Source organism: Gemmatimonadaceae bacterium, assembly GCA_020846935.1.
Classification (GTDB): Bacteria; Gemmatimonadota; Gemmatimonadetes; order Gemmatimonadales; family Gemmatimonadaceae; genus RBC101.
Window position 1 is genome coordinate 390,719 of record JADLCY010000001.1, and the last position, 24,843, is coordinate 415,561.

18 protein-coding genes are annotated in these 24,843 nt (G+C 66.9%); 12 read left to right on the forward strand and 6 right to left on the reverse strand.

Annotation, left to right across the window (positions count from 1 at the left end):
* Positions 1-4 precede the first annotated feature (4 nt).
* From IT361_01665 to IT361_01700, 8 genes are all read left to right on the forward strand, one after another.
* Positions 5-2,074: a S9 family peptidase gene (locus IT361_01665; protein MCC6316369.1), complete on the forward strand. Its 2,070-nt coding sequence runs from the start codon at positions 5-7 to the stop codon at positions 2,072-2,074.
* 145 nt (positions 2,075-2,219) lie between these two features.
* Positions 2,220-2,591, forward strand: coding sequence for a hypothetical protein (locus IT361_01670; protein MCC6316370.1), 372 nt, complete (start codon positions 2,220-2,222; stop codon positions 2,589-2,591).
* 292 nt (positions 2,592-2,883) lie between these two features.
* The gene (locus IT361_01675) at positions 2,884-4,533 is read left to right on the forward strand and encodes an aspartate ammonia-lyase (GenBank protein MCC6316371.1); all 1,650 of its coding nucleotides are present in this window, start codon (positions 2,884-2,886) and stop codon (positions 4,531-4,533) included.
* Positions 4,530-4,898: a hypothetical protein gene (locus tag IT361_01680; protein MCC6316372.1), complete on the forward strand. Its 369-nt coding sequence runs from the start codon at positions 4,530-4,532 to the stop codon at positions 4,896-4,898. The genes IT361_01675 and IT361_01680 overlap by 4 nt, the downstream gene beginning before the upstream one ends.
* Positions 4,899-5,087: 189 nt before the next feature.
* Positions 5,088-6,365 carry a cytochrome c oxidase subunit II gene (gene coxB, locus IT361_01685; GenBank protein ID MCC6316373.1) on the forward strand — a complete coding sequence of 426 codons (1,278 nt, stop codon included), beginning with the start codon at positions 5,088-5,090 and terminating at the stop codon, positions 6,363-6,365.
* An 88-nt stretch (positions 6,366-6,453) separates the two neighbouring features.
* Positions 6,454-8,412 (forward strand): cytochrome c oxidase subunit I, encoded by a 1,959-nt coding sequence (gene ctaD / locus IT361_01690; GenBank protein ID MCC6316374.1) that lies wholly within the window; start codon positions 6,454-6,456, stop codon positions 8,410-8,412.
* A 49-nt stretch (positions 8,413-8,461) separates the two neighbouring features.
* The gene (locus IT361_01695; protein MCC6316375.1) at positions 8,462-9,145 is read left to right on the forward strand and encodes a cytochrome c oxidase subunit 3; all 684 of its coding nucleotides are present in this window, start codon (positions 8,462-8,464) and stop codon (positions 9,143-9,145) included.
* Positions 9,146-9,150: 5 nt separating this feature from the next.
* A complete protein-coding gene (locus IT361_01700; protein MCC6316376.1) occupies positions 9,151-9,459 on the forward strand; it encodes a cytochrome C oxidase subunit IV family protein in 309 nt (102 codons plus the stop codon).
* A gap of 295 nt (positions 9,460-9,754) precedes the next feature.
* On the opposite strand, the gene IT361_01705 is transcribed toward IT361_01700, so the two are convergent.
* Positions 9,755-10,246 carry a hypothetical protein gene (locus IT361_01705; protein MCC6316377.1) on the reverse strand — a complete coding sequence of 164 codons (492 nt, stop codon included), beginning with the start codon at positions 10,244-10,246 and terminating at the stop codon, positions 9,755-9,757.
* Positions 10,247-10,419: 173 nt separating this feature from the next.
* Between IT361_01705 and IT361_01710 the strand changes: the two genes are divergently transcribed.
* Together IT361_01710 and dacB are read left to right on the forward strand one after the other, a co-directional pair.
* Positions 10,420-11,622: a DUF5009 domain-containing protein gene (locus tag IT361_01710; GenBank protein MCC6316378.1), complete on the forward strand. Its 1,203-nt coding sequence runs from the start codon at positions 10,420-10,422 to the stop codon at positions 11,620-11,622.
* A gap of 44 nt (positions 11,623-11,666) precedes the next feature.
* Positions 11,667-13,268, forward strand: a complete 1,602-nt coding sequence (gene dacB, locus IT361_01715) for a D-alanyl-D-alanine carboxypeptidase/D-alanyl-D-alanine-endopeptidase (GenBank protein ID MCC6316379.1) — start codon at positions 11,667-11,669, stop codon at positions 13,266-13,268.
* Positions 13,269-13,423: 155 nt separating this feature from the next.
* Here the strand turns inward: dacB and IT361_01720 are convergent, their stop codons facing one another.
* The 4 genes from IT361_01720 to IT361_01735 all read right to left on the reverse strand — a co-directional run bounded on the left by IT361_01720 (position 13,424) and on the right by IT361_01735 (position 18,815).
* Positions 13,424-14,584, reverse strand: coding sequence for a saccharopine dehydrogenase NADP-binding domain-containing protein (locus tag IT361_01720; GenBank protein MCC6316380.1), 1,161 nt, complete (start codon positions 14,582-14,584; stop codon positions 13,424-13,426).
* A 38-nt stretch (positions 14,585-14,622) separates the two neighbouring features.
* The gene (locus IT361_01725) at positions 14,623-16,263 is read right to left on the reverse strand and encodes a M1 family metallopeptidase (GenBank protein ID MCC6316381.1); all 1,641 of its coding nucleotides are present in this window, start codon (positions 16,261-16,263) and stop codon (positions 14,623-14,625) included.
* 91 nt (positions 16,264-16,354) lie between these two features.
* Complete coding sequence (locus tag IT361_01730; protein MCC6316382.1) at positions 16,355-17,851, reverse strand: diguanylate cyclase; 1,497 nt, start codon at positions 17,849-17,851, stop codon at positions 16,355-16,357.
* On the reverse strand, positions 17,844-18,815 hold the full coding sequence (locus tag IT361_01735; GenBank protein ID MCC6316383.1) for a threonine/serine dehydratase: 972 nt from the start codon (positions 18,813-18,815) through the stop codon (positions 17,844-17,846). Before IT361_01735 ends, IT361_01730 begins: the two co-directional genes overlap by 8 nt.
* A gap of 185 nt (positions 18,816-19,000) precedes the next feature.
* On the opposite strand from IT361_01735, the gene IT361_01740 reads away from it, so the two are divergent.
* Both IT361_01740 and IT361_01745 read left to right on the forward strand, forming a co-directional pair.
* Positions 19,001-22,114, forward strand: a complete 3,114-nt coding sequence (locus IT361_01740; protein ID MCC6316384.1) for a SusC/RagA family TonB-linked outer membrane protein — start codon at positions 19,001-19,003, stop codon at positions 22,112-22,114.
* Between the two features lie 88 nt (positions 22,115-22,202).
* On the forward strand, positions 22,203-23,531 hold the full coding sequence (locus IT361_01745) for a hypothetical protein (protein ID MCC6316385.1): 1,329 nt from the start codon (positions 22,203-22,205) through the stop codon (positions 23,529-23,531).
* 78 nt (positions 23,532-23,609) lie between these two features.
* On the opposite strand, the gene IT361_01750 is transcribed toward IT361_01745, so the two are convergent.
* A complete protein-coding gene (locus IT361_01750) occupies positions 23,610-24,839 on the reverse strand; it encodes an RNA polymerase sigma factor (GenBank protein MCC6316386.1) in 1,230 nt (409 codons plus the stop codon).
* Positions 24,840-24,843 lie beyond the last annotated feature (4 nt).

Consider the following 24,843-nt stretch of genomic DNA (forward strand, 5'->3'; position numbering starts at 1 on the left):
CGCCATGTCTCCGCGTCTCGCGTACGGCTTCTTCGCCGTCGCCCTGCTCGCTGCGCCCCTGCGCGCGCAACGCCCCATGTCGATCGACGACATCATGGACCTGAGGAACGTGGGCGCGGTGCAAGTGTCGCCGGACGGATCCCGCATCCTCTATACGATCAGCGCCTGGGAGCATCCGGCCGCTCGCGACACCAGCAAGGGAGACCGTCACGACATGCGCTCGCACGTCTGGATCGTGCAGCGCGACGGCACAAACAATCGGCAACTGACATTTGGCGAACGAGGCGAGAGCGCTCCCCAATGGTCGCCCGACGGCCGGTTCATCTCGTTCGTGACCGCACGCGGGACCGCGACCGGTGAAGACGGCCCGCGACCGCAGGTGTGGCTCATGCACGCCGATGGCGGCGAGGCCTTCCAGCTCACCACCGCGCGGGACGGTGCGACGGGCTACGCGTGGTCGCCGGACTCGAAGTCGATCGTGTACCTCACCACGGATTCGCTCACCCGCGACGCCGAGGCCCGGACCAGACGCCGCGATGATCCGAAGGTATACGAGGGTGACATGCGCATGTCGCACGCGTGGGTGATCGACGTCGGCACGAAGAAGGCCACGAAGGTCACCACCGGGGACTTCACCGTGGCCGGAACCCCGGCGTGGTCCCCCGACGGCACGCGCCTCGCCTACCTCGCGCGCCCCACCACGCTCATCCGCGACGAGCGACGGGAGGGCTGGATCGTGACCGTGGCGACGAAGGCGACCGAGCGCATCGCGACGGCCCCCAACTCGACGATGCAGGGCACGCCGACCTGGTCACCCGACGGGCGCACGCTCGCCTTTGGCGCGATCACCGAAGACTGGAAGCCCAACGCCGATGGGATGTACCCCCGTTCGCTCCGCAACACGGTGCTCTACCTGTACGACATCGCCTCGAAGGCTGCGCGAAGCGCCGCGGACCCGTCGCTCGACAACTCCGTGGGCGCGATCCGATGGTCGAAGGACGGCACCCGGTTGTTCCTCGGCGTGCAGGAGCACGTGTATTCGAGCGTCTACGAATACGCACCGGCGACGCGGCGGTATCGCCGCCTGACGAGCGAGCGCCTGGTGCGCGCCCCATCGTTCTCGGACGACGAGCGCACGGTGGCCTTTGCGATGGACTCGCCGGCCTCGCCCGCCGACGTCTACGTGACCGACGCGTCGTTCGCCGAACCGCGACGACTCACCACCGTGAATCCGCAGCTCGCCCAGATCGCGCTGGGTGAACACGAAGTCGTCACCTGGAAGAGCCCCGACGGCTGGACGGTCGAGGGCGTGCTGCTCAAGCCGGTCGGGTACGTGGCCGGCACGCGCTATCCGCTCAAGGTCGACGTCCATGGCGGCCCCACCGGCGCGCATACCAATGGCTTCAAGGCCAGCTGGGCCTCGCCCGGTCAGTTCTACGCGGGCCAGGGATGGGCCGTGCTCTACCCCAACCCGCGCGGCAGCACCGGGTACGGCGAGACGTTCATGCGCGGCAACATCAAGGACTGGGGCGCGGGTGACTACCGCGACATCATGGCCGGCGTCGACGCCCTCGTGAAGCGCGGCATCGCCGACTCCACGCGCCTCGCCGTCACCGGCTGGAGCTACGGCGGCTACATGACCGGCTGGGTCGTGTCACAGACCGGACGGTTCAAGGCCGCCATGATGGGCGCCGGCCTCGCGAACATGGAAAGCATGTATGGCACGACGGACATCCCCGGCTACATCGGAACCTTCTACGACGGCATGCCTCAGCTCGATGGATCGCTGACCAACAAGTCCCTCGAGTTCTACCGCTCGCGCTCCGCCATCCAGTACGCATCGAAGGTGACCACACCGCTGCTCATGCTCCACGGCGGCAATGACGAACGCGTGCCGATTGGCCAGCCCATGGAGTACTTCCGGAACCTCAAGGACCGCGGCAAGACCGTGGACCTCGTGTTCTACCCGCGCGAAGGCCACGGGCTGGGCGAGTACTACCACCAGATCGACAAGATCCGGCGCGAACACGCCTGGCTCACCCGGTACACGTTAGGCAACCGTGTCCTGCAATAGCGCACGGCGGCAACGTGGCCCGGCCGAAAGGCCGGGCCACGCGGGGCCTCCGGCGTGACCGGCGTGCATCGAGCGATGCCCGCGTGCCCCCGACCGATTACCGTCCGTCACCCGGGCACCCGCACTCCCTCCAACGTCCTTTTTCGTGGCTTCCTGGCTCTGCACTCACTGCGGCACCGACGCTCCGAATCCGCCGCGGCAGGGGTCCAACTGGATCGCGCTCGCCCTGGCCTGCGCGTTCGTCGTTCCAGGGGTCGTCTACCTCGCCTGGCGCTACACCCAGGGACGCCGAGCCTGTCCGATCTGCGGCCACGCCGAGATGATTCCCACCGACGCGCCGCTCGCGCGCACCTGGCGAGCCGCTGGCTGGCTCCCCGGTCAGCACGCGCCAACGGGTGCCACGGACCCGCGCATGGAGCGCATCGAGCAAGCCATCGACGCCATCGCGGTCGAGGTCGAGCGGGTCGGGCGACTGCAGTCCCAACCTCGCCTTCGCGACGATCGACCGCTGCCCTGAGCGTGGTACAGCTCGCTGGCGCCGCGCTCGCGACCCCGAGAGCCCGAAACTACCTTCACCTTCCCCTCAGCCGTCGGTCTCCTGCGTGCCCTCCAGTATTCGCGAACACCTCCGCCAGCTCGACTTCCTCAGCGGCTTCACCGACACCGCGATCCATCAGCTGGCCCAGCACGTCGAGCGTCGGCAGTATGCCTCGAATGACCTGATATTCCAGCAGGGTGCACCACGCGAGCTGATGGCCCTGCTGGTCGACGGCGCGGTCGCCGTGGAGAAGGCCGTCAGCGATCGCCCGATGCGGCTCGTGACGGTCGGCGTGGGCGAAGCGGTCGGTGAAGGGATCCTGCTCGACGAACTGCCGCATGGAACCACGGCGCGCGTCCTCCAGGCCACCACCGCGTACGTCCTGACAAAGGCCAAGGTCCAGGGGATCGTGAAGGATCACCCGCAGCTCTACGCAGCGCTGGTTGGCCGAGCCGCGCGCGCGATCTCGCGACGCCTCGCGGCCACCGACGCCACGTTGGTGGGCCGCGGGCGCGTGCTCGGCTTTGGTGGCTCGCGATCGAGACAGGAAAAGGATCTTCTGGGCACGCGGGAGGTTCCCGACGACGCGCTCTATGGCGTGCAGACGCTGCGTGCGCTCGAGAACTTTCCGATCACGGGAACGCCGATCCGCGAGTTGCCCGCGCTGGTCGAGGCGCTTGCCGCCGTGAAGGAAGCGGCCGCGCTGGCCAACGCCGAGCTGGGGCTGTTGGACGATGTGCGGTGTCGCGCGATCGTCGACGCTGCGCGGGAGATCCGCGCCGGCCGCCATCACGAGCACTTCCTGGTGGACGTGATCCAGGGTGGCGCGGGCACCTCAACCAACATGAACGGCAACGAGGTGATCGCGAACCGCGCGCTGGAACTCATGGGGCACCGTCGCGGCGACTACGAACACCTGCACCCGAACGAGCACGTCAACCTGAGCCAGTCCACCAACGACGTGTATCCCACGGCGGTGCGGCTGGCGCTCTACGGCGCGATCGAGCGGCTGCGCCTGGCCACGCGCACGCTGGCGCAGTCGTTCAAGACCAAGGGAGCGGAGTTCGCGCCCCTCCTCAAGATGGGTCGCACGCAGCTGCAGGACGCCGTGCCCATGACCCTGGGCCAGGAGTTTGCGGCCTTTGGGCACACCATGCTCGAGGACGTCGACCGACTCGGCGAAGCGCTCTCGCTCATCCGCGAGATCAACATGGGCGCGACCGCGATCGGTACCGGCATCACCGCGCCGCCGGGTTACACCGAGTCGGTGCGCAAGCACCTCTCGGCGGTGACCGGGATCGAGTTGATCACCGCGCCGGACCTCGTGGAGGCGACGTCGGACACCGGGGCCTTCGTTCAGCTGAGCGGCGTGCTCAAACGCTGCGCCGTCAAGCTCTCCAAGATCTGCAACGACCTGCGACTGCTCTCGTCGGGGCCGCGCGCGGGGCTCGGCGAGATCAACCTGCCGCCGATGCAGCCCGGATCGTCGATCATGCCGGGGAAAGTGAACCCCGTCATCCCCGAGGTAGTGAATCAGGTGTGCTTTGACGTGATCGGGGGCGACATGACGGTCACGATGGCCGCCGAGGCGGGGCAGTTCCAGCTGAACGCGTTCGAGCCCGTGATCGCCTACCGGCTGCTCAAGGGCATCGAGAGTCTGGTGAGCGCGTGCGACGTGCTGCGGACCAGGTGCGTGGACGGCATCACGGCCAACCCCGACCGGCTCAAGCGATTCGTGGAGGAGTCGATCGGCATTGTGACCGCCCTGGTGCCTGTGCTGGGCTACGAGACGGCGACCGGCGTGGCCAAGGAGGCGCTGACGAGCGGCCGCGGGGTCTACGACGTGGTCATCGGGAGGAACCTGATGACGCGCGAGAAACTCGACGAAGTGCTCAACCCGGCATCGATGGTTGGTCGGTGAAGAAGCTCGACGGGGCGGGCCTGGCCAAGATGCAGACGCTGGAAGTCGCGCTGGCTCACCTGCAGCGGGTCCATGGTATCGTCGAGCGCATGGCGCTGGCCGTGAGATCGCGACAGGACACGGCGCAGTTCCGGCAGCAGATCACGCGGGCGGCCACGCCGCTGGTGGGAGCGCTCAAGGCGCAGTTCGGCATGATTGCCGATCAGGTGGCGGCGTTGCTGCTCGTGCTCACGCGCGGCGGGAGCGACCAGACGCGGCTTCGATCGCTCCGAGAGTACGTGGCCCAGATCCGAACGGCCCTGGAGATCGCCGTGGCCAAGGTGGATGAGCAACACGCGGCGGATGACGCCAAGCCAGGGCCGTGACGGTCCGTGGGCACGACGCGATCGCGCGCCCGTGGCGCGCTGATGGCGTGCTAAGTCGTTGCTGGCCAACGGGCAGAAAGCTCCAGGCAAGCTTGATTGCGTTCTGTTCCACCGGTAGTTTCAGGCGGTTTTTCCCTGGGAGTCCCGTCGCGTTGCGACGGCTCCCACCCCCCACCCTCCGGATAGAGAATGACACGGAATTTTCGACCGCGTCAGCTCGCAGGCGTCGCGCTGCCGGCGCTGCTCCTCCTGGCTGCCGCGTGTGGCGGCAACTACCCGAACTCCACGTTTCTTCCAACGACGGAGTTCAACCGTGACCTGACCAGCATCTGGAACAGCATGCTGTTCTGGGGCACGATCGTGTTCGTGGTGGTCGAGGTGATTCTCGTCGTCGCGATCGTGCGGTATCGTCGGCGACCCGGTTCGCCCGATCCGAAGCACGTCCACGGGAGCACGTTGATGGAGATCACGTGGACGGTGCTCCCGATCGTCATCCTGGCGATCATCTCGGTGCCGACCGTGCGCGGGATCTGGAAGTACCAGACCGGAGCGCCGACCAATGCGCTGCAGGTGCAGGTGATCGGGCACCAGTGGTGGTGGGAGTTCCGGTATCCGGAATACAACCTCGTGACGGCCAACGAGCTGTACATGCCGATCGGCCGTCCGGTGAACTTCGAGCTGCGCACGGCAGACGTCATTCACTCGTTCTGGATGCCGGCCCTTGGCGGCAAGCGCGACCTGATCTCGAACCGCACCAACCATCTGTGGTTCACGCCGGATTCTACCGGGGAGAACGCCTTCAACGGCAGCTGCAACGAGTACTGCGGCTCGAGCCACGCGAACATGAAGTTCCGCGCCTACACCGTGTCGGCGGAGAACTTCGAGAGCTGGGCGCGCCACCAGGCGGCGAACGCGGTGTTCCCCATCGCTCCGCCGGCGCCAGCGACGTCGGCCACGACGCCGGCGGTGCCCGCGAGCAACCCGACGCCCGCCGCACAGGCCGCTCCCGCGCCGGTGGCGCCGCCTGCGCCTGTCTCGTCCGGTTTCGAGTTCCCGGTCGATCGCCTGGGCGCGTGGAACGTACCGGCGACGCCGCTGCCTGCCGGTCTCACCATCAGCGACGCCGTGATCGCCGCTGGCGATGCGCAGCGCGGCTTCGAGACGTTCTCACGTTCGGCGTGCATCGGGTGCCACAAGATCCGCGGCAACCGCTCGGCCCTCGGCATCCTGGGGCCTGACCTGACGCACATCGCGTCGCGGCACACCATCGCCGCGGGGCTCTTCCCCAACGATGCAAAGCATCTGGCGCACTGGATCAAGAACGCGCCGCTCATGAAGCCGGGCGCGAAGATGCAGGCACTGGGCAAGGGTCAGTTCGACCCGGTCCTCAAGATGACGGTGAGTGTCGGCGGCCTGACCGACGAACAGATCGCCGACGTCGTGGCGTACCTGAGAACGCTGAAATAGGGCGGACCGGGCGGATCGCGGGTGGAACTCACCCGCGGCTCGCCCTGACCGTCCGCCCACTCTCCCACTCGCCCCAGACCTGACCCATATGGCTACCGTCGCAGCATCCCCCACCTACGCCGGCCACGCGACCGGTGAGAAGGAAGGGATCATGGCGTGGTTGACGACGACCGATCACAAGAAGATCGGGACGCTCTACCTCCACACCTCGCTCCTGTTCTTCATCATCGGCGGCCTCGAGGCCGTACTGATGCGCTGGCAGTTGATGAAGCCGAACCAGACGCTCGTGACCGCGGAGCAGTTCAACCAGCTGTTCACGATGCACGGCACGACGATGGTGTTCCTCGCCATCATGCCGCTGTCGGCGGCATTCTTCAACTACCTCATCCCGCTGCAGCTCGGTGCGCGGGACGTGGCGTTCCCGCGGCTCAACGCGTTCAGCTACTGGGTCTACGTGTTCGGCGGCATCTTCATCACCGCGCCGATCCTGTTCTGGGTAGCCCCGGACGGCGGGTGGTTCGCCTATGCACCCCTTTCGTCGCGCACGTACTCCCCGGGCATCAACATGGATTTCTGGGTGCTCGGCATCCAGATCCTCGGTATCTCGTCGCTGGCCGCCGCGTTCAACTTTGCGACGACGGTGATCAACATGCGTGCGCCGGGCATGAACCTGATGCGCATGCCGATGTTCACGTGGATGTCGTTCGTCACGCAGTTCCTGATCATCCTCGCGTTCCCGGTCATCACGATCGCGCTGGTGTTCCTGCAGTTCGATCGCTTCTTCGGGACCAACTTCTACCAGGTCTCCGCCGGCGCCGATCCGCTCCTCTGGCAGCACCTGTTCTGGATCTTCGGTCACCCCGAGGTCTACATCCTCATCCTGCCGGCGTTCGGCCTCGTTTCCGAGGTGCTCCCGACCAACTCGAAGAAGCCGCTCTTCGGCTATCCGGTGATGGCCTACTCCGGTATCCTGATCGGCTTCCTCGGCTTTGGCGTCTGGGCGCACCACATGTTCTCGGTGGGCATGGGCCCGATCGCCGACACGGTCTTCGGCCTGACGACGATGCTGATCGCCATCCCCACCGGCGTGAAGATCTTCAACTGGATCTTCACCATGTGGGGCGGCTCGATCCGCTTCACCGCGGCGACCAAGTTCGCCATCGGCCTGATCGCGCTCTTCACCATCGGCGGCATCTCCGGCATCACCCACGCCTCGCCGCCGTCCGACCTGCAACAGACCGACACGTACTACATCGTCGCGCACTTCCATTACGTGCTCTTCGGCGGTGCGATCATGGGCATCTTCTCCGGGATCTATCACTACTTCCCGAAGATGTACGGCCGCTACATGAACGAGCGCCTCGGCACCTGGCACTTCTGGCTGAACTTCATCGCGATGAACCTGACGTTCTTCCCGATGCACTTCAGCGGCATGCTCGGCATGCCTCGCCGTATCTACACGTACGATGCCGGCCAGGGCTGGGATACGTTCAACATGATCTCCTCGGTCGGCGCGTTCCTGCTGATGCCGGCCACCCTGATCTTTGTCTACAACTTCTTCACGTCCAAGCGCGGTGGCGCGCCGGCGCCGGCCAACGCGTGGGACGCAGCCACGCTCGAGTGGTCGATTCCGTCACCGCCGCCGGAGTACAACTTCGCCAGGATCCCGGTGGTGCACTCGCGGTACCCGCTGTGGGATCTCACGCACCCGGACCGTACGAAGGATCTGCCACACTCCGACGAGGGCTGGAAGGCCGCCGAGCGTCACACCGGTGAGCACCACGTGGCGGGGCACGATGACCTGGGCGACATCGCCGAGATGCATATCGAGACCGAGCGTCGCACGGCGAAGGAGCTTGGTATTCCCATGCCGTCGGCCACGATCAAGCCGCTGTGGACCGCCCTCGGCATCGTGGTCATGTTCACCGGCCTGCTCGTGTGGCCGCACAACAAGTCGGCCGGGTACGCCGGCATGGCAGCGGGAGCCGCGATGCTCGTCGGCTTCCTCTACGCCTGGCTCACGACCCCGCTCGAGGAGCACCACTAGGCATGCTTGCCACCCCTGACTCTCTCTTTCGCCCGGAGCAATTCCTGACGTGACCGCTACCACGCACGGTGCCCACGGCGAACACCATCACTACACGACCACCGGCCTCGATCACCGGAAGATCGCCGTCTGGGCCTTCATCGGGTCGGAGTGCATGCTGTTCGCGTCCCTCATCTCCACGTACCTCATCTACAAGGGACGGAGCCTCGTCGGGCCGTTCCCGCACACGCCGTGGACCAACCCCACGACGGGTCAGGTGTTCAAGCCGATCCTGAACATCCCGATCACGTCGGCGTCGACGTTCGTGCTCCTGATGTCGTCGCTCGCGATGGTGCTCGCCCTCGCGGCGGTGGAGAACAAGGACACGCCCGTCCCGGCCAACGCCGGCCTCGGCGACCGCATGCTGGCCTCCTCCAAGCTCTGGCTGTGGGCCACCTGCATCCTCGGCGCAACGTTCCTCGCCTTCCAGGCCTACGAGTTCACCTCGTTCGTGCACGAAGGCCTGACGATCCGGACCAACCTCTTCGGATCCACGTTCTTCACCCTCACCGGTTTCCACGGCGCGCACGTGACGGCCGGTGTGATCTGGCTCGGCTCGCTCCTCGCCATCGACTACCGGCGCGGCCTCGGACCCAAGGACGCGCTCAACGTCGACATCGCCGCGCTGTACTGGCACTTTGTCGACGTCGTGTGGATCGCGATCTTCACGCTCCTCTACCTCATTCCGGACTGAGCCCCATGGCTGCGCACGAAACGGAGCACTACCACCCGACGTGGAAGGAGTACAAGTGGGTCGCCCTGTGGCTCACGCTGATCACGGTCGCCGAAGTGTGGGCCTACTACATCCCGTCCTTCGTCGCGTCGAGTGCGTTCGTCCCGATCCTCCTGACCATGTCGGCCGTGAAGTTCGCGATGGTGGTCATGTTCTACATGCACCTAAAGTACGACCACAAACTGTTCCGCGCGCTCTTCACCGGGCCGCTGATCGTCGCGATCCTGACCCTCCTCGGCCTCCTCCTGCTCTTCGCGAAGTTCTCGGGGAAGTAGGCGGCGCAGCACGAAACCCGCTGACACGAAGCCGGCGCGCTGAAGGGGACGGAAAACCGTAGAGGCACAAGGGACTCGATGCGCATGCGTCGGGTCCCTTTGTGCTTCCGCCAGCCAGCGCGCGTGAGCCTCAGACCGGATTCCGGTCGAAGCCGGGCCGCGATGTCGTCCGTGCATTGCACCCACCGGCGAGATCGAGCAGGAGCCTTCCAGGCCAGTGCCCGGCTGGTGCTCTCGTTCGACGCTGGAAACTCGAAGGCTACGGTGTCATGGCCCTGGATCGATCAGGCGCAACTCAGGTTCGACCCGCCAGGGCGTCATCGAGCCGGTGCAGCGCACCCGGATGGGCGCGAAAGAGGTAGCGACCCATGGCGATCGCAGCGAGCACGTTGGCCACGCCAACCTGATACCACGCGATGTCCACGAACTGGCCGCGTCGCGACAACGCGTAGACGCACAGGTGAAAGCCCAGCTCGAACGCGATGAAGAGCAGGAACAGCCCTGCGAGGTGGGACGGCTCGCGATCCGACGCGTTGACCATCCACGCCACGAGGATTCCACCGATGGTGAAGGCAACGACGTGGATCAGCGTATACAGCGCGACCACCTCGACCATGCCTTGACCACGCTGCAGCCCGAGCACCGCGAGCACAGCCTCACCGAGCGCAAATGGCGTGTGCATGGGCCGTCCGCCCACGACGTCGACGACAAGAAACCACAGCGCGACCACGGCCGCGCCCAGGAGCCCGGCGTGCACTCCTTCGCTGATCGTGCGATTCCGACCCATGACCACTCCTCGCGTGCGGTTCCTCCACAATGCGAACCGGGGCGAGTCGCGGTCAATCGTTCATGGGCCCAAGGCCGGGAACGCGGCCGAACTCAGCCGTGGCGTGGCGGCGTGCCGCGCACCGGCGTTATCGTAGCCCTCGACGCCGCGTCGCGCCCCTGACCCTGCCAAGCATGGCCACTGCGGTCGCCTCCGAACCTGCCCGTTCCCATCGCCCACTCGAGGGGGCGACCGCTGCCGCGCCTCCCGCGCGTCGTGAACGCCTCGTCGCACTCGACGTGTTTCGCGGGCTCACCGTGGCGGGGATGCTCCTGGTCAACAATCCCGGAACCTGGAGCGCCATCTATCCGCCGTTGGCCCACGCGACGTGGCATGGCTGGACGCCGACCGACCTGATCTTCCCGTTCTTCCTGTTCATCGTCGGCGTAACCACACACCTGTCGCTCGAGGCGCGGCGCGCGCGCGGCGACGACGAGTCCGCGCTGCTGCGCCAGGTGCTCGTTCGCGGTTCGCTGATCATCCTCTTCGGCCTGTTGCTCGCGTCGTTTCCATGGTGGCCGATCTCGCGCATCACCACCGTGCGCTTTCCCGGCGTGCTCCAGCGGATCGGACTGGCGTACATGGCGGGCGCGTTGTTGACGCGGCGTACTACCTGGAGGCAGCAGGTTGGGATCCTTGGCGCCCTGCTGCTCGGATACTGGGCGCTCATGACACTCGTACCCGTACCGGGATACGGGCTCGGTCCGCAGAATCTCGACGACCCGTCTGCGTCACTCGCGGCGTGGCTCGATCGCGCGGTGTTCGGCTCGCACCTGTGGCGCAGTTCGGTCACGTGGGATCCCGAGGGGCTCCTCAGCACGATGCCCGCCGTGGGTACGGTGGTCCTTGGCGTGCTCGCCGGGCGCTGGCTGGGCGAACCGCGGCCATTGTCCGAGCGGCTCACGGGCCTGTTCGGCGCGGGATCGATCCTGATGGTTGCGGGTCTCATGTGGCATTGGGGCTTTCCGATCAACAAGAGCCTGTGGACCAGCAGCTACGTGCTTTTCACCGGCGGCATGGCGGCGGTGGCGCTCGCGACTTGCACGTGGCTCATCGATGTGTTAGGCATAACGAGTTGGACCGTTCCGTTCCGTTGGTACGGGATGAACCCGATGGTGGCGTTCCTCGGGTCGGGGGCGATGGCGCGCCTGATGGGACTGATCACGGTCCCGGTGGATGGTGCTCCTGTTCCCCTGCAGCGCGTGATTTTCGACCGCGGATTTGCGAGTTGGCTCGCCCCGCGGCCGGCGTCGTTGCTGTACGCCGTGTCTTTCGTCCTCGTGTGGGCAGGCATCCTCGGGTGGCTGTACCGCAAGCGTGTATTCTTCAAGGTCTAGGTAGCGTCGCCAACGAGCGCGGCGCGAGGAGGCAGGCCCAAAGGATGCTCCCGCTCCGCGTCGCGACGCTGAACCTCCGGTCCCTGCTTTGCGCGGGGTTGCTGGCCCTGGTCAGCCTTCCCGCCCCGTCGAGCGGTCAGGCCTCGACCAGCGATGCCGGCGGTGGCAGTCGCAGCGTGGTCCGTCGCGGCACCGTCGCGCGGGCACGACCAAAGGCCCGGCGCGCGGCGCGACGCCCCCCGCCTCCTCCCCTCGTCGCCACGACGCCGTTCGGCATCGCCGCCCTTCGCAGCGACCTCGGCAGTTTGCTCGAGGCGCGCGTCAAGCAGGGCACCTGGGGCGTCCTCGTGACGTCGGTCTCGCGAGGCGATACGCTGTTTGGCCGGAACGCCGATCAACCACTCAGGCCGGCGTCCACGCAAAAGCTGTTCACCACGGTACTCGCGTTCGAGCGACTCGGCGTTCATCACCAGATCGTCACCGAAGTCCTTCGCGATGGATCGCTGGACGCCGACGGCACGCTGCGCGGCTCGCTGGTCTTGCGAGGCGGTGGTGACCCTGCGCTCGCCGGCCGCTTCCTCGGCGGGTCGCCGGAGTCACCCATGCGAGCGCTCGCCCAGATGGTCGCGAACGCCGGCATCCGACGTGTGACAGGCGACGTCGTCGGCGACGCGTCAGCGTTCGAGAACCAACGCATCCCCGATGGCTGGCTCTCCCGCTACCTGGGCGCGAGTTATGCCGCGCGCGTGTCCGCGCTCTCGCTCAACGCAAACCTCCTGCACGTAGCCGTCGCGCCGGGCAAGGGAACACGCCCGACCGTGTCATTGCATCCCGGCCTCGCGGGATTCCCGGTGGTGAACAACGCACGTGTCACGGGCACCAGCCGCAGCGCCAGGCTGGTCGTGAGCCGGCGCTCGGACCGCACGATCGTGGTCTCCGGTTGGATCGGCAAACGCTCGGAGACGCGCGTGTACACCGTGGTCGTCGAAGATCCGGCGACCTTTGCGACGGCCGCGTTCAGGCAGGCGCTGGAGGACGCGGGCATCGACGTCGCGGGCAAAGTTCGGCTCGGCACGGCGCCGGCGCAGGCGATCACGGTCGGCGCGCTCACGTCTCCGCCGATCGCGCAGCTCGCGCGCGTGATGAACGGTGAAAGCGACAACCACTTCGCCGAGCTGCTCCTGCGCGACGCCGCCCGCGGGCGCGATCCCGCGATCGTCGGCAGCGCACGGCTTGGCAACGAGCAGCTGCGCGCGCTCCTCGCCGAGCGCGCCGGAACGACGCCGGCAGGGATCAGCATCGCCGATGGCAGCGGGCTTTCCTCGCTGAACCGCGTCACACCACGCGCCCTGACCGAACTCCTGATGTACGCCGACCGCGCGCCCTGGTCTCGCGAATTCCATGAGTCGCTTCCGATCGCCGGCGCCTCCGAAACGCTGCGATCGCGGATGGTCGGCACGTCGGCCCAGCGGAACCTCCACGCCAAGACCGGTACGACCAACGACGTGATTTCGCTCGGCGGCTATGTGACGTCGCGCGGCGGCGAGCTTCTCGCCTTCACGGTGTTCTACAACGGCAGCGAGCGCTGGAACGCTCGCGAAACGATCGACGCCATTGGCGCGACGCTGGCAGGGTTTGCCCGCTAGGGGCGCAGCCTAACGTCCGCACGACGTGTGGATGGATGACGGAGAGTGCGCCTTCTGAGTGAAGAAATGCAACGGGGACTCGCGCATTCACGCGAAGTCCCCGTGCTGCTTGCGCGCAGCGGCGCCGCGGCCGGCAGCCGCCTTGCCACACCCCTCTATCCGCCCACCCGTACACCGGCCTCTACAAGCCTCACACCCCGCTTGGCCAGTTCTCCGATGTACGCGGCCCCGGGCATCGCCTCATCCGGCGTGAGTACGCCAGGTCCGGCAACCTCTTGGCGAACCTGCATCAGGCCCGTGATCGCCAGCGAGTAGCCGGTGCAGCGCATCATGGCGGAGATGCCGTGCTGCTCATCATACCGATCGACGAGGTTCCATTCGATGGTTGCGGGCTTGCCCGCCTTCGTCCCGCTGACCGAGACCCTCAGCGCCACCAGGTCCCGGCCTTCGGGTCGCGTCAGCCGCGGGCCCATCGCGGCGACCGCGACGTCGCGAGGCCGCACCTCTGCGCCCTTGACCCTGATGGGCTCGAGGTCGAGCAACCCGAGATCGCGGATCGCTTCCATGATCTTTGCATGGCCAGGATAGCGCAGCGTCTTGTACTCCATCGTCGGGATCTTCCCCTCGTAGCGGAACCCGAGCGTCGACAGACCGCCGGCCGTATGAAAAGCCTCCAGCGTGCCTAACGGCGCCGGAAACTCCACCGGCACGATCTCCGACAGCGCCTTCACCTGCGTACGCCGCCCGTCGCGGATGATCCACGACAAGGTGGTGTAATAGTCGAGCACGCCTTCGAGCGAATAGACGATCTGGTAGTTGAGCGGGGGTTCGGGGTGCTGCGGCAGTCCGCCCACGTAGATGCGTACGGCGTCGACCGTGTCGAGCCGCTCGATCCCGTGTTGCGCGAGGATGTTCACCATGCCCGGCGCCACGCCGCAGTCGGGGACTACCGAGACGCCGGCAGCCACGGCCCGATCGTGGAGGGCCTTCTGCTCGAAGACGATGTCGGTGTTGCCCCCAAGGTCCGAGAAATGGCACGTGCCCTCGATGGCCCACTCCGCCAGGTCGCGGTTGAGGTAATACGGGGCGGCGCTCATCACGGCATCGCAGGCCTGCATGTGCGGCAGTGTGGCGGCCTTGTCGCGCAGGTCGAGCTGGACGGGTACGAGGCGCTTGCCGATGTACGGCGCGAGGAAGGCGGGCAGACGGTCGACACGGAGGTCGGCCAGCCGTACCTCGGTGACATCGTCGTTCTGCAAGAGGTCAAAGGCGCAGGCCGAGCCCTGCAGGCCGGCGCCGAGGACGAGCATTTTCATTGTTCGGGGTGTGACGGGTGATGGCGAAATCTAGCCGACTACTTCACCGTCAGCTTTCCCAGCAGCGACGCGTCCGGGTCGAATACGATGCGTGTTGGCGCGCCGTCCAGCTTCACGGGAAGGTGCATGGTCGACACACGGCCCGCGGGGACGTTCACGCGCACGCGATGCACCACACCCTTCGCGTCGGTGACGTCTGCTGACAGGTCGAGGCGGTAGGGCTCACCCACCTCCTGGGTCAAGGTGAGAATGACCGACCGCTGCCGCGGATCCCAGAGCCAGGAAATGGTGGGAGCCGCCACGCCGGAGCGACGCATCCACTGCGCGAAGAACCAGTCGAGCTTCGTCCCCGATGCCGCCTCGACCTCGCGCATGAAGTCGTCCGTCATCGCGTTCGCGTGACGGTACTTCGCGTAGTACGATCGCACGCCACGATAAAATGCCGAGTCGCCGACTTCGCGACGCAGCATATGCAGCACGAAGCCCGCTTTCTGGTAAACGTTGCTGTTCAGCACCCGGCCGAGGTTGTCGAGGCCCTCATCGACGATGGGCTTCTCGTTCGTGATGCGCGCGGTGAGCACCGTCTCGCGCATTCGTCGCATCTCCGCGAGAAACGCGCTGTCGCCCTGCGAGTGTTCGGTCCAGAGCGCGGCGAAGTAGGTCGCGAAACCTTCGGACAACCACACGTGCGGCCACTCACGCTCGGTCACGGCGTCGCCGAACCACTGATGCGCTGCTTCGTGGGCGATGAGCCCTTCGCTCATGTTGCGCTGCCGGTAGATCGCGTCCGCGTAGAAGATCGCCGAGGCGTTCTCCATGCCGCCGTATCGCGTCGTTGACTGCACGTGGGCGAGCTTCTCGTACGGGAACGGGCCCACCAGCCGCGAATACAGGGCCACGATCTGGCCGGCCTTCGCGAACGGCCCCGGCATATAGTCGCGCACGTCCGGCGTGATCCACACGGACTGCGGCACGCACCCAGGTCGCTCGGCGAGGCTGCACGCCGTGTCGCCGAGCTCGAACACGCCAAACCGCGCGACCCCGATCACCATCACCGAGGTGTAGAGCGGCCGTGTGCTCTTCCATCGCGTGACGATGCGATCCGTTGCACCCGGCGACGGCGTTTCCTCCAGCAGCTCTCCGTTGGCGATCACGCGGTAGCGGCCCGGATGGTGAACGGTCCACTCCACGAGCGCTTTGTCGCTCGGGTGATCGACGACCGCGAGCCACTGCCGCGCGCGATCGGGGAAGTTGTCACCGAAGGCGGTCCAGCCACCGGCACTGTCGGACCGGATGATGAGGCCGTCGGCCGGGATACCCCGATAGCGGACGCTCACTCGGATCGAGTCGCCGGATTCGGGTGGCAGCGCGACGACGACCTGGTCGCCCGGGCGCGTGAACGCAGCCGCTCTGCCGTTCACCTCCACCTGGCCAACGTGCATCGTCGACACGAGGTCGAGCGCGAGGGATGCTGTCCCGCCGGCGCGGCGTGCGATGGTGGTCGCGACAAACCGCACGGTGTCGGGCATTGGCCCCGACGGCAGGTCCACGTCGAACGCGTACTGCAACACGTCGATCCCGGGGCGACGGGCCCCGGTGAGACTCCGGGCCTGAGCCAACAGCGGTGCCGCATGCGCCGTGGCAATGGCGGTGAGCGCGGCGAGAGCGAAGATGCGCATCCGACGGGTGACCGGGTTGATGGTTCCGAAATGTCTGGATCGACGGCCGAACTTGCTCGTGCGATCGCCCCATGCAAGGCGCTGTTGAACGCTACACGGCCGGACCGGAGCCCTCGACCCCGCGCACGCGGTTCCGCCCTTCCGCTTTCGCGCGGTAGAGCGCCTGGTCTGCGCCGGCAAGAAAGTCCTCGACGGTCTCCCAACCTACGGAGGGAAACGTGGCGACGCCGATACTCGCGGTGAGCTGGAGCGTCCCGCCCGCGCCACGGGAGAATGCATGGGCCTCGATCAGTTCACGCAATCGCTCGGCAAAGCGCATCGCACCGTCGGTGCCGGTCTCCGGCAGCACGACCACGAACTCTTCGCCGCCGTACCGGGCCACGACGTCGACCGCGCGGACCGCCCCCTGCAGCAGGGACGCCATCTCCATCAGCACGTCGTCGCCGACGAGGTGGCCGTGGTTGTCGTTGACCCGCTTGAAGTGGTCGAGGTCGATGAGCAGCAGCGACACCGCCGATTCGTACCGGCGAACGCGCCCCATTTCCGCGGCCAGCCGGTCGGTGAGCGCCCGCCGGTTGAGGACCTTGGTCAGCGGGTCGGTGAGCGCGAGCTGTTCGAGGCGACGATTGTCGGCGATGGTCATCTCCAGCACCTGCGCCCGCTGGACCGCGGCCACCGCCGCCTTGACGACCGTGTCCGCGAACTCCACGTCTTCGCGACCGAGCGGTGGCTCGTTCACGCTGCGACGCAGAAAGAACACGCCGGCCTGCGTGGGCTCGAGGGCGAACGGCAGGGCGATGATCGACTGGATCGACACGCGCGTGCCCTCGCGCTTCCAGCGTTCGCGCACCTCGCTGTAGAGCGGGCTGGTCCGCACGTCCTCCACGAGCACGGGCCGGCCGCTTTCGAGCGCGGCGCGAATCTCGGGGTAGCGATCGAGTTCGAGTTCGAGCGTGCCTTCCACCGCGGTCTCGAACGCCGTGGCCACGACGCGCGGCCGCTCACCGTCGCGTGCGAGAATCACCGAGCAGTGCGTGAGTTCGAGGGCACGCGCGACGCGCCGGGCGAGGAGGTGATAGATCTCGTCCGACGACAGGTCGTTGGTGACGTCGTGCAGGATGTCCACCAGCTTGCGACGGTTCTCGGCTTCTTCGCGCACCCGCTCCAGCTCGCGTTCCACCGAATGCAGGGCGTCGTTGGCCGATCGCAGGATGGTGCGCATGCGCAGCTGCGCCTGGATACGGGCCAGCAGTTCCTTGACCCGGAACGGCTTCTTGACGAAGTCGGCGGCGCCGAGTCCGAGCGTCCGAACCGCGGCCTCCTCGGGCGGGAGGCTGGAGACCATCAGCACCGGGATGTCGCGCCAGCGGGCGTCGGCCTTGATGCGTTCGAGGATCTGATAGCCGTCGGCGTCGGGGAACATGACATCGAGCAGCACCAGGTCTGCGGTGCGCTCTTCGAGCAGGTCGAGGACCTTGCTCCCTTCGCGCGCCGACGCAACGTCGTAGCCGTGCTCCTTGAGCACCCACGACATCGTCTGGAGGATCGACGCGTCGTCGTCGGCGATCAGGATGCGCGCGTTAGGCATTGCCCAGCAACTCCTGCAGGCCGCCCCACTCGATGTTGCCGCCGGAGAGGATGCAGACCGTTCGGGCCGTGGGCGCGACGCGACCTTCGCGCAGCGCGGCCACCGTGATCGCCCCGCTCGGCTCGGCCACGAGCTTCGCGCGGTCGAGCAGGGAGCGCACCGCGTCGCGAATGGCGCCCTCGCTCACCGTGACGACGTCGTCGACGTAGGCCTGGTGATGCGCAAAAGGCAGGGTGCCGACGCGCACGGCCATGAGGCCATCGGCGATGCTGGACGTCGATTCGAGCGTCACGGGCTCTCCGGCGAGTCGGGCACGGGAGAGTTTGGGCGCGCCTTCGGGCTCGACGCCCACGACGCGGGCGCGAGGCAGGAGCAGCTTGACGGCCGCGGCCACGCCGGAGCTGAGTCCTCCGCCACCGACCGGCACGAGCACCTGATCGACCTCGGGGAAGTCCTCCACGATCTCCACGCCCGTGGTCCCCTGCCCTGCGATGATCCACGGGTGGTCATAGGGCGGCACCAGCACGAACCCGTGCTGGTCCACGAGTTCCTGCGCGCGGTCCGCCCGGTGCTTCGTGTTCGTTCCGGCCAGCTCGATGGCTGCGCCCAGCCGCTCGGCGCCGCCTCGCTTGGCGGCCGTCACGGTGGTGGGCATGACGACCGTGGCCTTGACCCCGAACAGTCGCGCTGCGAGGGCGACCGCCTGGGCATGGTTGCCCGACGACGGCGCGATGACGCCGCGCGCGCGATCGGCCGGCGCGAGTCGCGACAGGAAGTGGTACGCTCCCCGAAACTTGAAGGCCCCGCCGCGCTGCAGCATCTCCGGCTTGAGCCAGATCGGAGTTCCCGCAACCTCGAACGGCAGCAGCGGCGTGCGGACCGCCACACCAGCCAGCGTCGCGGCGGCGGTGCGCAGATCCTGCTCCGAAACGAGGGTCGCCGAGGGTTCGAGCTGGGTCGCCATGAAGAAGTCGTAAGATGTGTAAGCTCGTGTCACACTGCGCGATGGCGCATTGCGTGGGTGGCCGGAAATATCACGCGCGAGCCCCCACGCTCGTAGGCTTGCGGAATCCGCCTACAGGCGTACGATCTCCCCGTCTGCCCCCGAAAACCGGGCCTACGCGGGCCCAACAAACCCAGGAGGTGCATGTGTCTCCTTTCGCGTTGAGGCGTTGGGGAGGTACGGCGTTGCTGATGGCCGGGGTACTGCTGACCAGCCGCGCGGCCCAGGCGCAGCAGGGCACCGTGAGCGGTCGGGTCACGGCCCAGGAGTCGGCGGAACCGCTCAGTGACGTTCGCGTCCTGGTCGTTGGCACGACCGTGTTCGCGATCACGAATGCCGAGGGAAGGTTCACGCTGCGCAATGTACCTCCCGGCTCGCACGAGGTTCGGGTGTTGCGCGTAGGCTACGTCGAGCAGAAGAAGCGCGTGGCCGTGACGGGTGGCCAGTCGGCCACGCTGGACTTCGCGCTCGATCGCGCGGTGATCCAGCTGCAGGAGGTTGTCACCACCGCGACCGGCGAATCGCGCAAGGTCGAGCTGGGCAACACCGTCGCCACGATCGACGTGGCGAAGAAGCTCGAGGATGCGCCGATCAAGAACATGGGCGACCTCCTCGTGGCCAAGGCGCCCGGGGTGCAGGTGCTGCCAGCCAACATGACCGGCGGCGGCTCCCGCGTGCGGATCCGCGGCACCAACTCGATTTCGCTGAACAACGACCCGATCTACATCATCGATGGCGTGCGCATGACGTCGAACAGCAGCTCGACGGGCATCGGCGTCGGCGGAACGTCGCCAAGTCGCGTGAACGACATCAACCCCGAGGACATCGAGAACATCGAGGTCGTCAAGGGGCCGTCGGCGGCGACGCTCTACGGTACCGACGCCGCGAACGGCGTGATCGTGATCACGACGCGCAAGGGCCGCGCGGGTCGGCCGGTGTGGTCGGTGTATGGTGACTACGGCCTGATCCAGGACCGCAACACCTATCCGACGATGTACGCGATCCTCGGCAAGTCGCCGGGCTCGACGACGCAGCGCAAGTGCCTGCTCAAGGAAGTGGCACTCAACCAGTGCGTGGTGGACAGCACCACGTCGCTCAACGTCTTCGAGGAAGACGATCTGTCGCCCATCGGTGACGGGTCCCGTGGCCAGCTCGGCGGGCAGATCTCGGGCGGCACGGATCTCTTTCGTTTCTTCGTTGGCGGCGACTTCGAGCGCGAGACGGGTCCGTTCCAGTTCCCGGAGTTCGACCGCAAGCGCTTTGCGGCGTCGCAGATCGACATCCGTGACGAATGGGATCGGCCGAACCTGCTCACGAAGGGCTCGTATCGGGCCAACCTGAACCTCGCCCCGCACTCGAGCGTGGACGTGTCGGTGCAGGCCGGCTACACCAAGATGGACCAGCGCCTGCCGCAGGTGGACAACAATGTGAACAGCTTCTGGTACAACGGGACGGTGGGTCCCGGCTTCCGCGGCCCTGGCCCCGGGTACACGGGCATCGGCTCACTGGGTCAGAAGCTCCAGGGGTACGCAGGTTACACGCCCGGAGACATCTATCAGTTCACCACCACTCAGGGCGTGGATCGCTTCATCGGCAGCACCAACGCCAACTGGCGCCCCACGTCGTGGCTGCAGAACCGCGCCGACTTCGGGGTCGACTTCACCGATCGGCTCGACTTTGGCCTCTGCCGGTTCTCCGAGTGCTCCGATTTCGGCACGAACCGACTGGGCCGCGCCAACGACGTGCGCGCCAATCTGCGCAACATCACGGCCAATCTCGGGAGCACGGCCAACTTCACGCCGATGCCGTGGCTCAACCTCAAGACCACAGTGGGCGCGCAGTTCGTGAACTACCAGATCACCCAGAGCCAGGCGCAGGGGTCGACGCTGCCGCCGGGAGCGCAGACGCCGTCCGCAGGTTCGATCCCGCTCGTGGGGTCGGCGACGCAGCTGCAGAAGACGCTTGGGCTGTTCATCGAGCAGGGCGCCGCATTCAACGACCGCATGTTCCTCACCGCGGCCGTGCGCACCGACCAGAACAGCGCGTTCGGTACGAACTTCCAGCGTGTGTACTACCCCAAGGTCTCCGGGTCGTGGGTGCTGTCGGACGAGAGCTTCTTCCCCAAGGCGAGCTGGCTGGACCAGTTCCGTTTCCGGGCAGCGATGGGGTCGTCCGGCGTGCAGCCCGGGCCGAACGACGCCGACCGGACCTTCTCGGTGACAACGACGAACATCGCGTCAGCCGACGTGGGCGGGCTCCGCTCCAATCAGCTCGGCAACGCCGACCTCAAGCCGGAGCGTTCCACCGAGTTCGAGACCGGCATCGACTCGCGCCTGTTCGGCGGCCGCGTGAACTGGGAGATCACGTACTATCGCAAGCAGACCAAGGACGCGCTCATCGCCATGCCGATCGCGCCGTCGTCGGGCGCGGCGGTGACGTCGCAACTCACCAACCTGGGCGCGGTGAAGAACTGGGGCTGGGAGAACCTGCTCACAGCCCAGCTCTTCGATCGTCGCAACCTCTCGTGGGACATGACGTTCAACCTGTCCCACAACAGCAACGAATTGCTGACGCTGGGCAACGACGCCACGGGCAAGCCGATTCCCACCATCGGCACGGGCAACACGCGCCAGGCCGAGGGCTATCCGCTCAACAGCGTCTGGACGCGCCGATACAAGTTCAGCGACGCCAATGGCGACAAGATCATCGTGCCCGACGAGGTGACGGTCGACACGGCCTTCACGTACCTGGGCTATCAACAGCCCCGCCTCGAGCTGTCGATCGTGAACGGCATCGACCTGTTCAACCGTCGGCTCCGCATCACGTCGCTGCTCGACCACAAGAGCGGCTACATCGTGCTGAACAACGAGCAGTCATTCCTGTGTCAGCAGAGCACGTCGTGCCCCGCCACGTCGACGCTCAACCCGTCGCTCTTCCTGCAGGCCCGCACGATCGCGCTGCGCGACGGCACGCGCGTCGCCGGTGCCGTGTACACGACGAACGACGGCTTCTACGAAGCGCCGAACTTCTGGCGTCTGCGCGAAGTGGCGCTGGCCTACACGTTCGCGGACGACGTCGCGCAGCGGTTCTTCAAGGTGCGCGGCGCCAGCATCAATGTCGCCGCCCGCAACCTGAAGATCTGGACGGACTGGACGGGCGTGGATCCCGAGCAGAACTACAGCCAGGGCGACACGCAGGCCACGCTCCTGACCGCCGGCCCGCCGATGTACATCACCGCTCGCTTCAACTTCCGCTTCTAACCTCACCCGAACCGACACTCATATGCACAGCATGATTTGCCGGGCTCGGACGTGGACCTGGGCCCTCGCACTCGCAGCCGTCGCCCCGATGACCGGGTGCAGCAGCCTGCGGGAAGACCTGCTGAAGGCAGACGACCCCGACATCATTTCGCCGGACGCCGTCAAGTCGGCAGCTGGCGCCGACGCGTTGCGCCTGGGCGCGCTGAGCCGCTTGCGCGACGTCGGCCCCGGCGGCGGCGGCAGCAACGGCACCGCCTGGACGCAGGGCGGGCTCCTCGTCGACGAATGGAAATCGGCCAATACCTTCTTCCAGCACAACGAGACCGACGAACGCAAGGTGCAGGACAACAACTCGGTCGTGCTCGCGATGCTCCGCGATGCCTATCGCGCACGCACCTCGGCGCGCGAAGCCATCAACGGGCTGCGCGAGTTCAAGCCGTCCCCCGCGTCGAACATCGGACAGATGTACTTCGCAACGGCCTTCGCCGAGATGACGCTGGCGGAGAACTTCTGCAATGGCACGCCACTCGGTGACGCGTCGACGGGGGCGATCGAATACGGTCCGCCCCTGAGCAACCAGGCCGTGTTCACCCTCGCCCTGGCCCACGCGGACAGCGGGCTCGCGCTCGCCACCGCAACCGACGCGGCGACGGTGGCAATCAACAACCAGCTGCGGGTGCTCAAGGGTCGCATCCTGATCAACCTCGGTCGCTTCACCGACGTGACCGCGGTCGTATCAAGCGTCCCCACGAGCTTCATCTTCAACGCGACGTTTGCCCTCACGTCCGGCGACAACGCGGTCTGGAGCATGAACACCAACCAGAAGCGATTCGTCGTTGGTGACAGCGTCGACCCCGCCGGCCGCATCGCGAACGCCATCCCCTTCGTGTCAGCACGCGACCCCCGCGTGCCGACCCAGGGGAGTTCCACCGGCACGTCGTCGCAGGGACGTGGGTTCGACAACTTCACCAACATGGTCCGTCAGGACGTCTTCCAGCGTTCCGATGCCATACCCTACGTCTCGGGCATCGATGCACGGCTGCAGGAGGCCGAGGTGCTCCTCCGCGCGGACAACTACACCGGCATGTTGGCGATCCTGAACGCGCTGCGCGCTTCACCGCAGAGCCTCGGGACCATCAGCACTCCGGCCATGGCTGCCCTGCCACTGCCGGCAACCCGGGATGCCGCGATCAACCTCTACTTCCGCGAGAAGGCGTTCTGGACGTTCAGCCGCGGTCAGCGACTGCCGGACCTGCGCCGACTCGTCAGGCAGTACGGGCGTACCGAACCACAGGTCTTCCCGACCGGCACGTTCTTCAAGACCAACCAGCCCTACGGAGACGCCGTGAACTTCCCCGTCATGCGCGAGGAGCTGGCAAATCCGAACTTCACCGGCTGCACCGACAGAAAGGCCTGATCGATCCGCTCACGGCCCCCCGGTTCGTCGTCGACGAGCCGGGGGGTTCGTGTTTCCCGCCGCGGCCTCCGCGACCCCTCAGGATTCTCGGAGCTGCCGCAGCGCTTCCTCCACGAACCGCCGCTCGGGCGCCTGCGTGGCAAGCGGCCACGCGCGTTCGTACGCCTCGATCGCCTCGTCGCGACGCCCTAAGCGCCGCAACAGCTGCGCGCGCGCCGTATGCGCGTGCAGGTACCCGGCGAGCTCTCCGCGCGCCAGGATCGTGTCGATCATCGCGAGACCAACGCCCGGACCGCTCGCCATCGCATAGGCCGCCGCGCGATTCAACTCCACGATCGGGGTGCGCGCGACGCGCCACAACACGTCATACAGGGCCGCGATCTGCGGCCAGTCGGTCTCGGCGGCCATGCGAGCCTCGGCGTGCACGGCAGCAATCGAAGCCTGCAGCGCGAACGCCCCGATCCGCCCACTGCCCAGCGCCTGCCTGACGAGGACGAGCCCTTCGTTGATCTGCGGGCGATGCCATCGGGCACGATCCTGATCCTCGAGCAACACGAGGTCGCCGCGGGGGCCTGTGCGTGCGTCGCGTCGGGCGTCGTGCAACAACATGAGCGCGAGCAGACCGCGCACCTCGCTATCGTCGAGCAGTTCGAGAAGCAGACGGCCGAGCCGGATCGCCTCCCCGGCGAGGTCCGCCCGCGTGATCTCCGCCCCGAACGACGCCGAGTAGGCCTCGTTGAAGACGAGATAGATCACGTGGAGCACCGCGTCGAGGCGTTCCGGCAACTCGGAGCGACCAGGCACCGCATACGGGATGCGCGCATCGCGGATCTTGTTCTTTGCGCGAACGATGCGCTGCGCGAGCGTCGGCGTCGGCACGAGATACGCGCGGGCAATCTCCTCGGTCGTGAGTCCGCACACCGTGCGCAGCGTGAGCGGCACCTGTGCCTCCAGCGCCAGGGCGGGGTGGCAACACGTGAAGATCAGGCGAAGCCGGTCGTCGTCCACGCCATCGTCGATGAGGTCGGGCTGCCGCGCCTGGGACTCGAGCTCGCGCGCGACCTCCGAGAGCCGCGCGTCCCACGCCGCGCGTCGACGGACGTGGTCGATGGCCTTGAAGCGCCCCGCAGACACGAGCCAGGCGCGCGGGTTCGCGGGAATGCCGTCCCGCGGCCAGCGATCGCACGCGGCCACGAACGCCTCGTGGAGCGCCTCTTCGGCGAGGTCAAAGTCCCGCAGCAGGCGGATGAGCGTCGCAAGGACCCGGCGCGACTCGGATCGATAGATCGCGTCGATCCGGTCGCGCAGGTCA

What these genes read in the sequence shown, in the direction of transcription:
- IT361_01665 (MCC6316369.1), top strand. Translation starts at nt 5, where the DNA reads ATGTCTCCGCGTCTCGCGTACGGCTTCTTCGCCGTCGCCCTGCTCGCT.
- IT361_01705 (MCC6316377.1), bottom strand. Translation starts at nt 10,246, where the DNA reads ATGGGTCGGAATCGCACGATCAGCGAAGGAGTGCACGCCGGGCTCCTG.
- IT361_01735 (MCC6316383.1), bottom strand. Translation starts at nt 18,815, where the DNA reads ATGGCGACCCAGCTCGAACCCTCGGCGACCCTCGTTTCGGAGCAGGAT.
- IT361_01725 (MCC6316381.1), bottom strand. Translation starts at nt 16,263, where the DNA reads ATGCGCATCTTCGCTCTCGCCGCGCTCACCGCCATTGCCACGGCGCAT.
- IT361_01730 (MCC6316382.1), bottom strand. Translation starts at nt 17,851, where the DNA reads ATGCCTAACGCGCGCATCCTGATCGCCGACGACGACGCGTCGATCCTC.
- dacB (MCC6316379.1), top strand. Translation starts at nt 11,667, where the DNA reads ATGCTCCCGCTCCGCGTCGCGACGCTGAACCTCCGGTCCCTGCTTTGC.
- IT361_01710 (MCC6316378.1), top strand. Translation starts at nt 10,420, where the DNA reads ATGGCCACTGCGGTCGCCTCCGAACCTGCCCGTTCCCATCGCCCACTC.
- ctaD (MCC6316374.1), top strand. Translation starts at nt 6,454, where the DNA reads ATGGCTACCGTCGCAGCATCCCCCACCTACGCCGGCCACGCGACCGGT.
- IT361_01675 (MCC6316371.1), top strand. Translation starts at nt 2,884, where the DNA reads ATGCGGCTCGTGACGGTCGGCGTGGGCGAAGCGGTCGGTGAAGGGATC.
- IT361_01720 (MCC6316380.1), bottom strand. Translation starts at nt 14,584, where the DNA reads ATGAAAATGCTCGTCCTCGGCGCCGGCCTGCAGGGCTCGGCCTGCGCC.
- IT361_01745 (MCC6316385.1), top strand. Translation starts at nt 22,203, where the DNA reads ATGACCGGGTGCAGCAGCCTGCGGGAAGACCTGCTGAAGGCAGACGAC.
- coxB (MCC6316373.1), top strand. Translation starts at nt 5,088, where the DNA reads ATGACACGGAATTTTCGACCGCGTCAGCTCGCAGGCGTCGCGCTGCCG.
- IT361_01700 (MCC6316376.1), top strand. Translation starts at nt 9,151, where the DNA reads ATGGCTGCGCACGAAACGGAGCACTACCACCCGACGTGGAAGGAGTAC.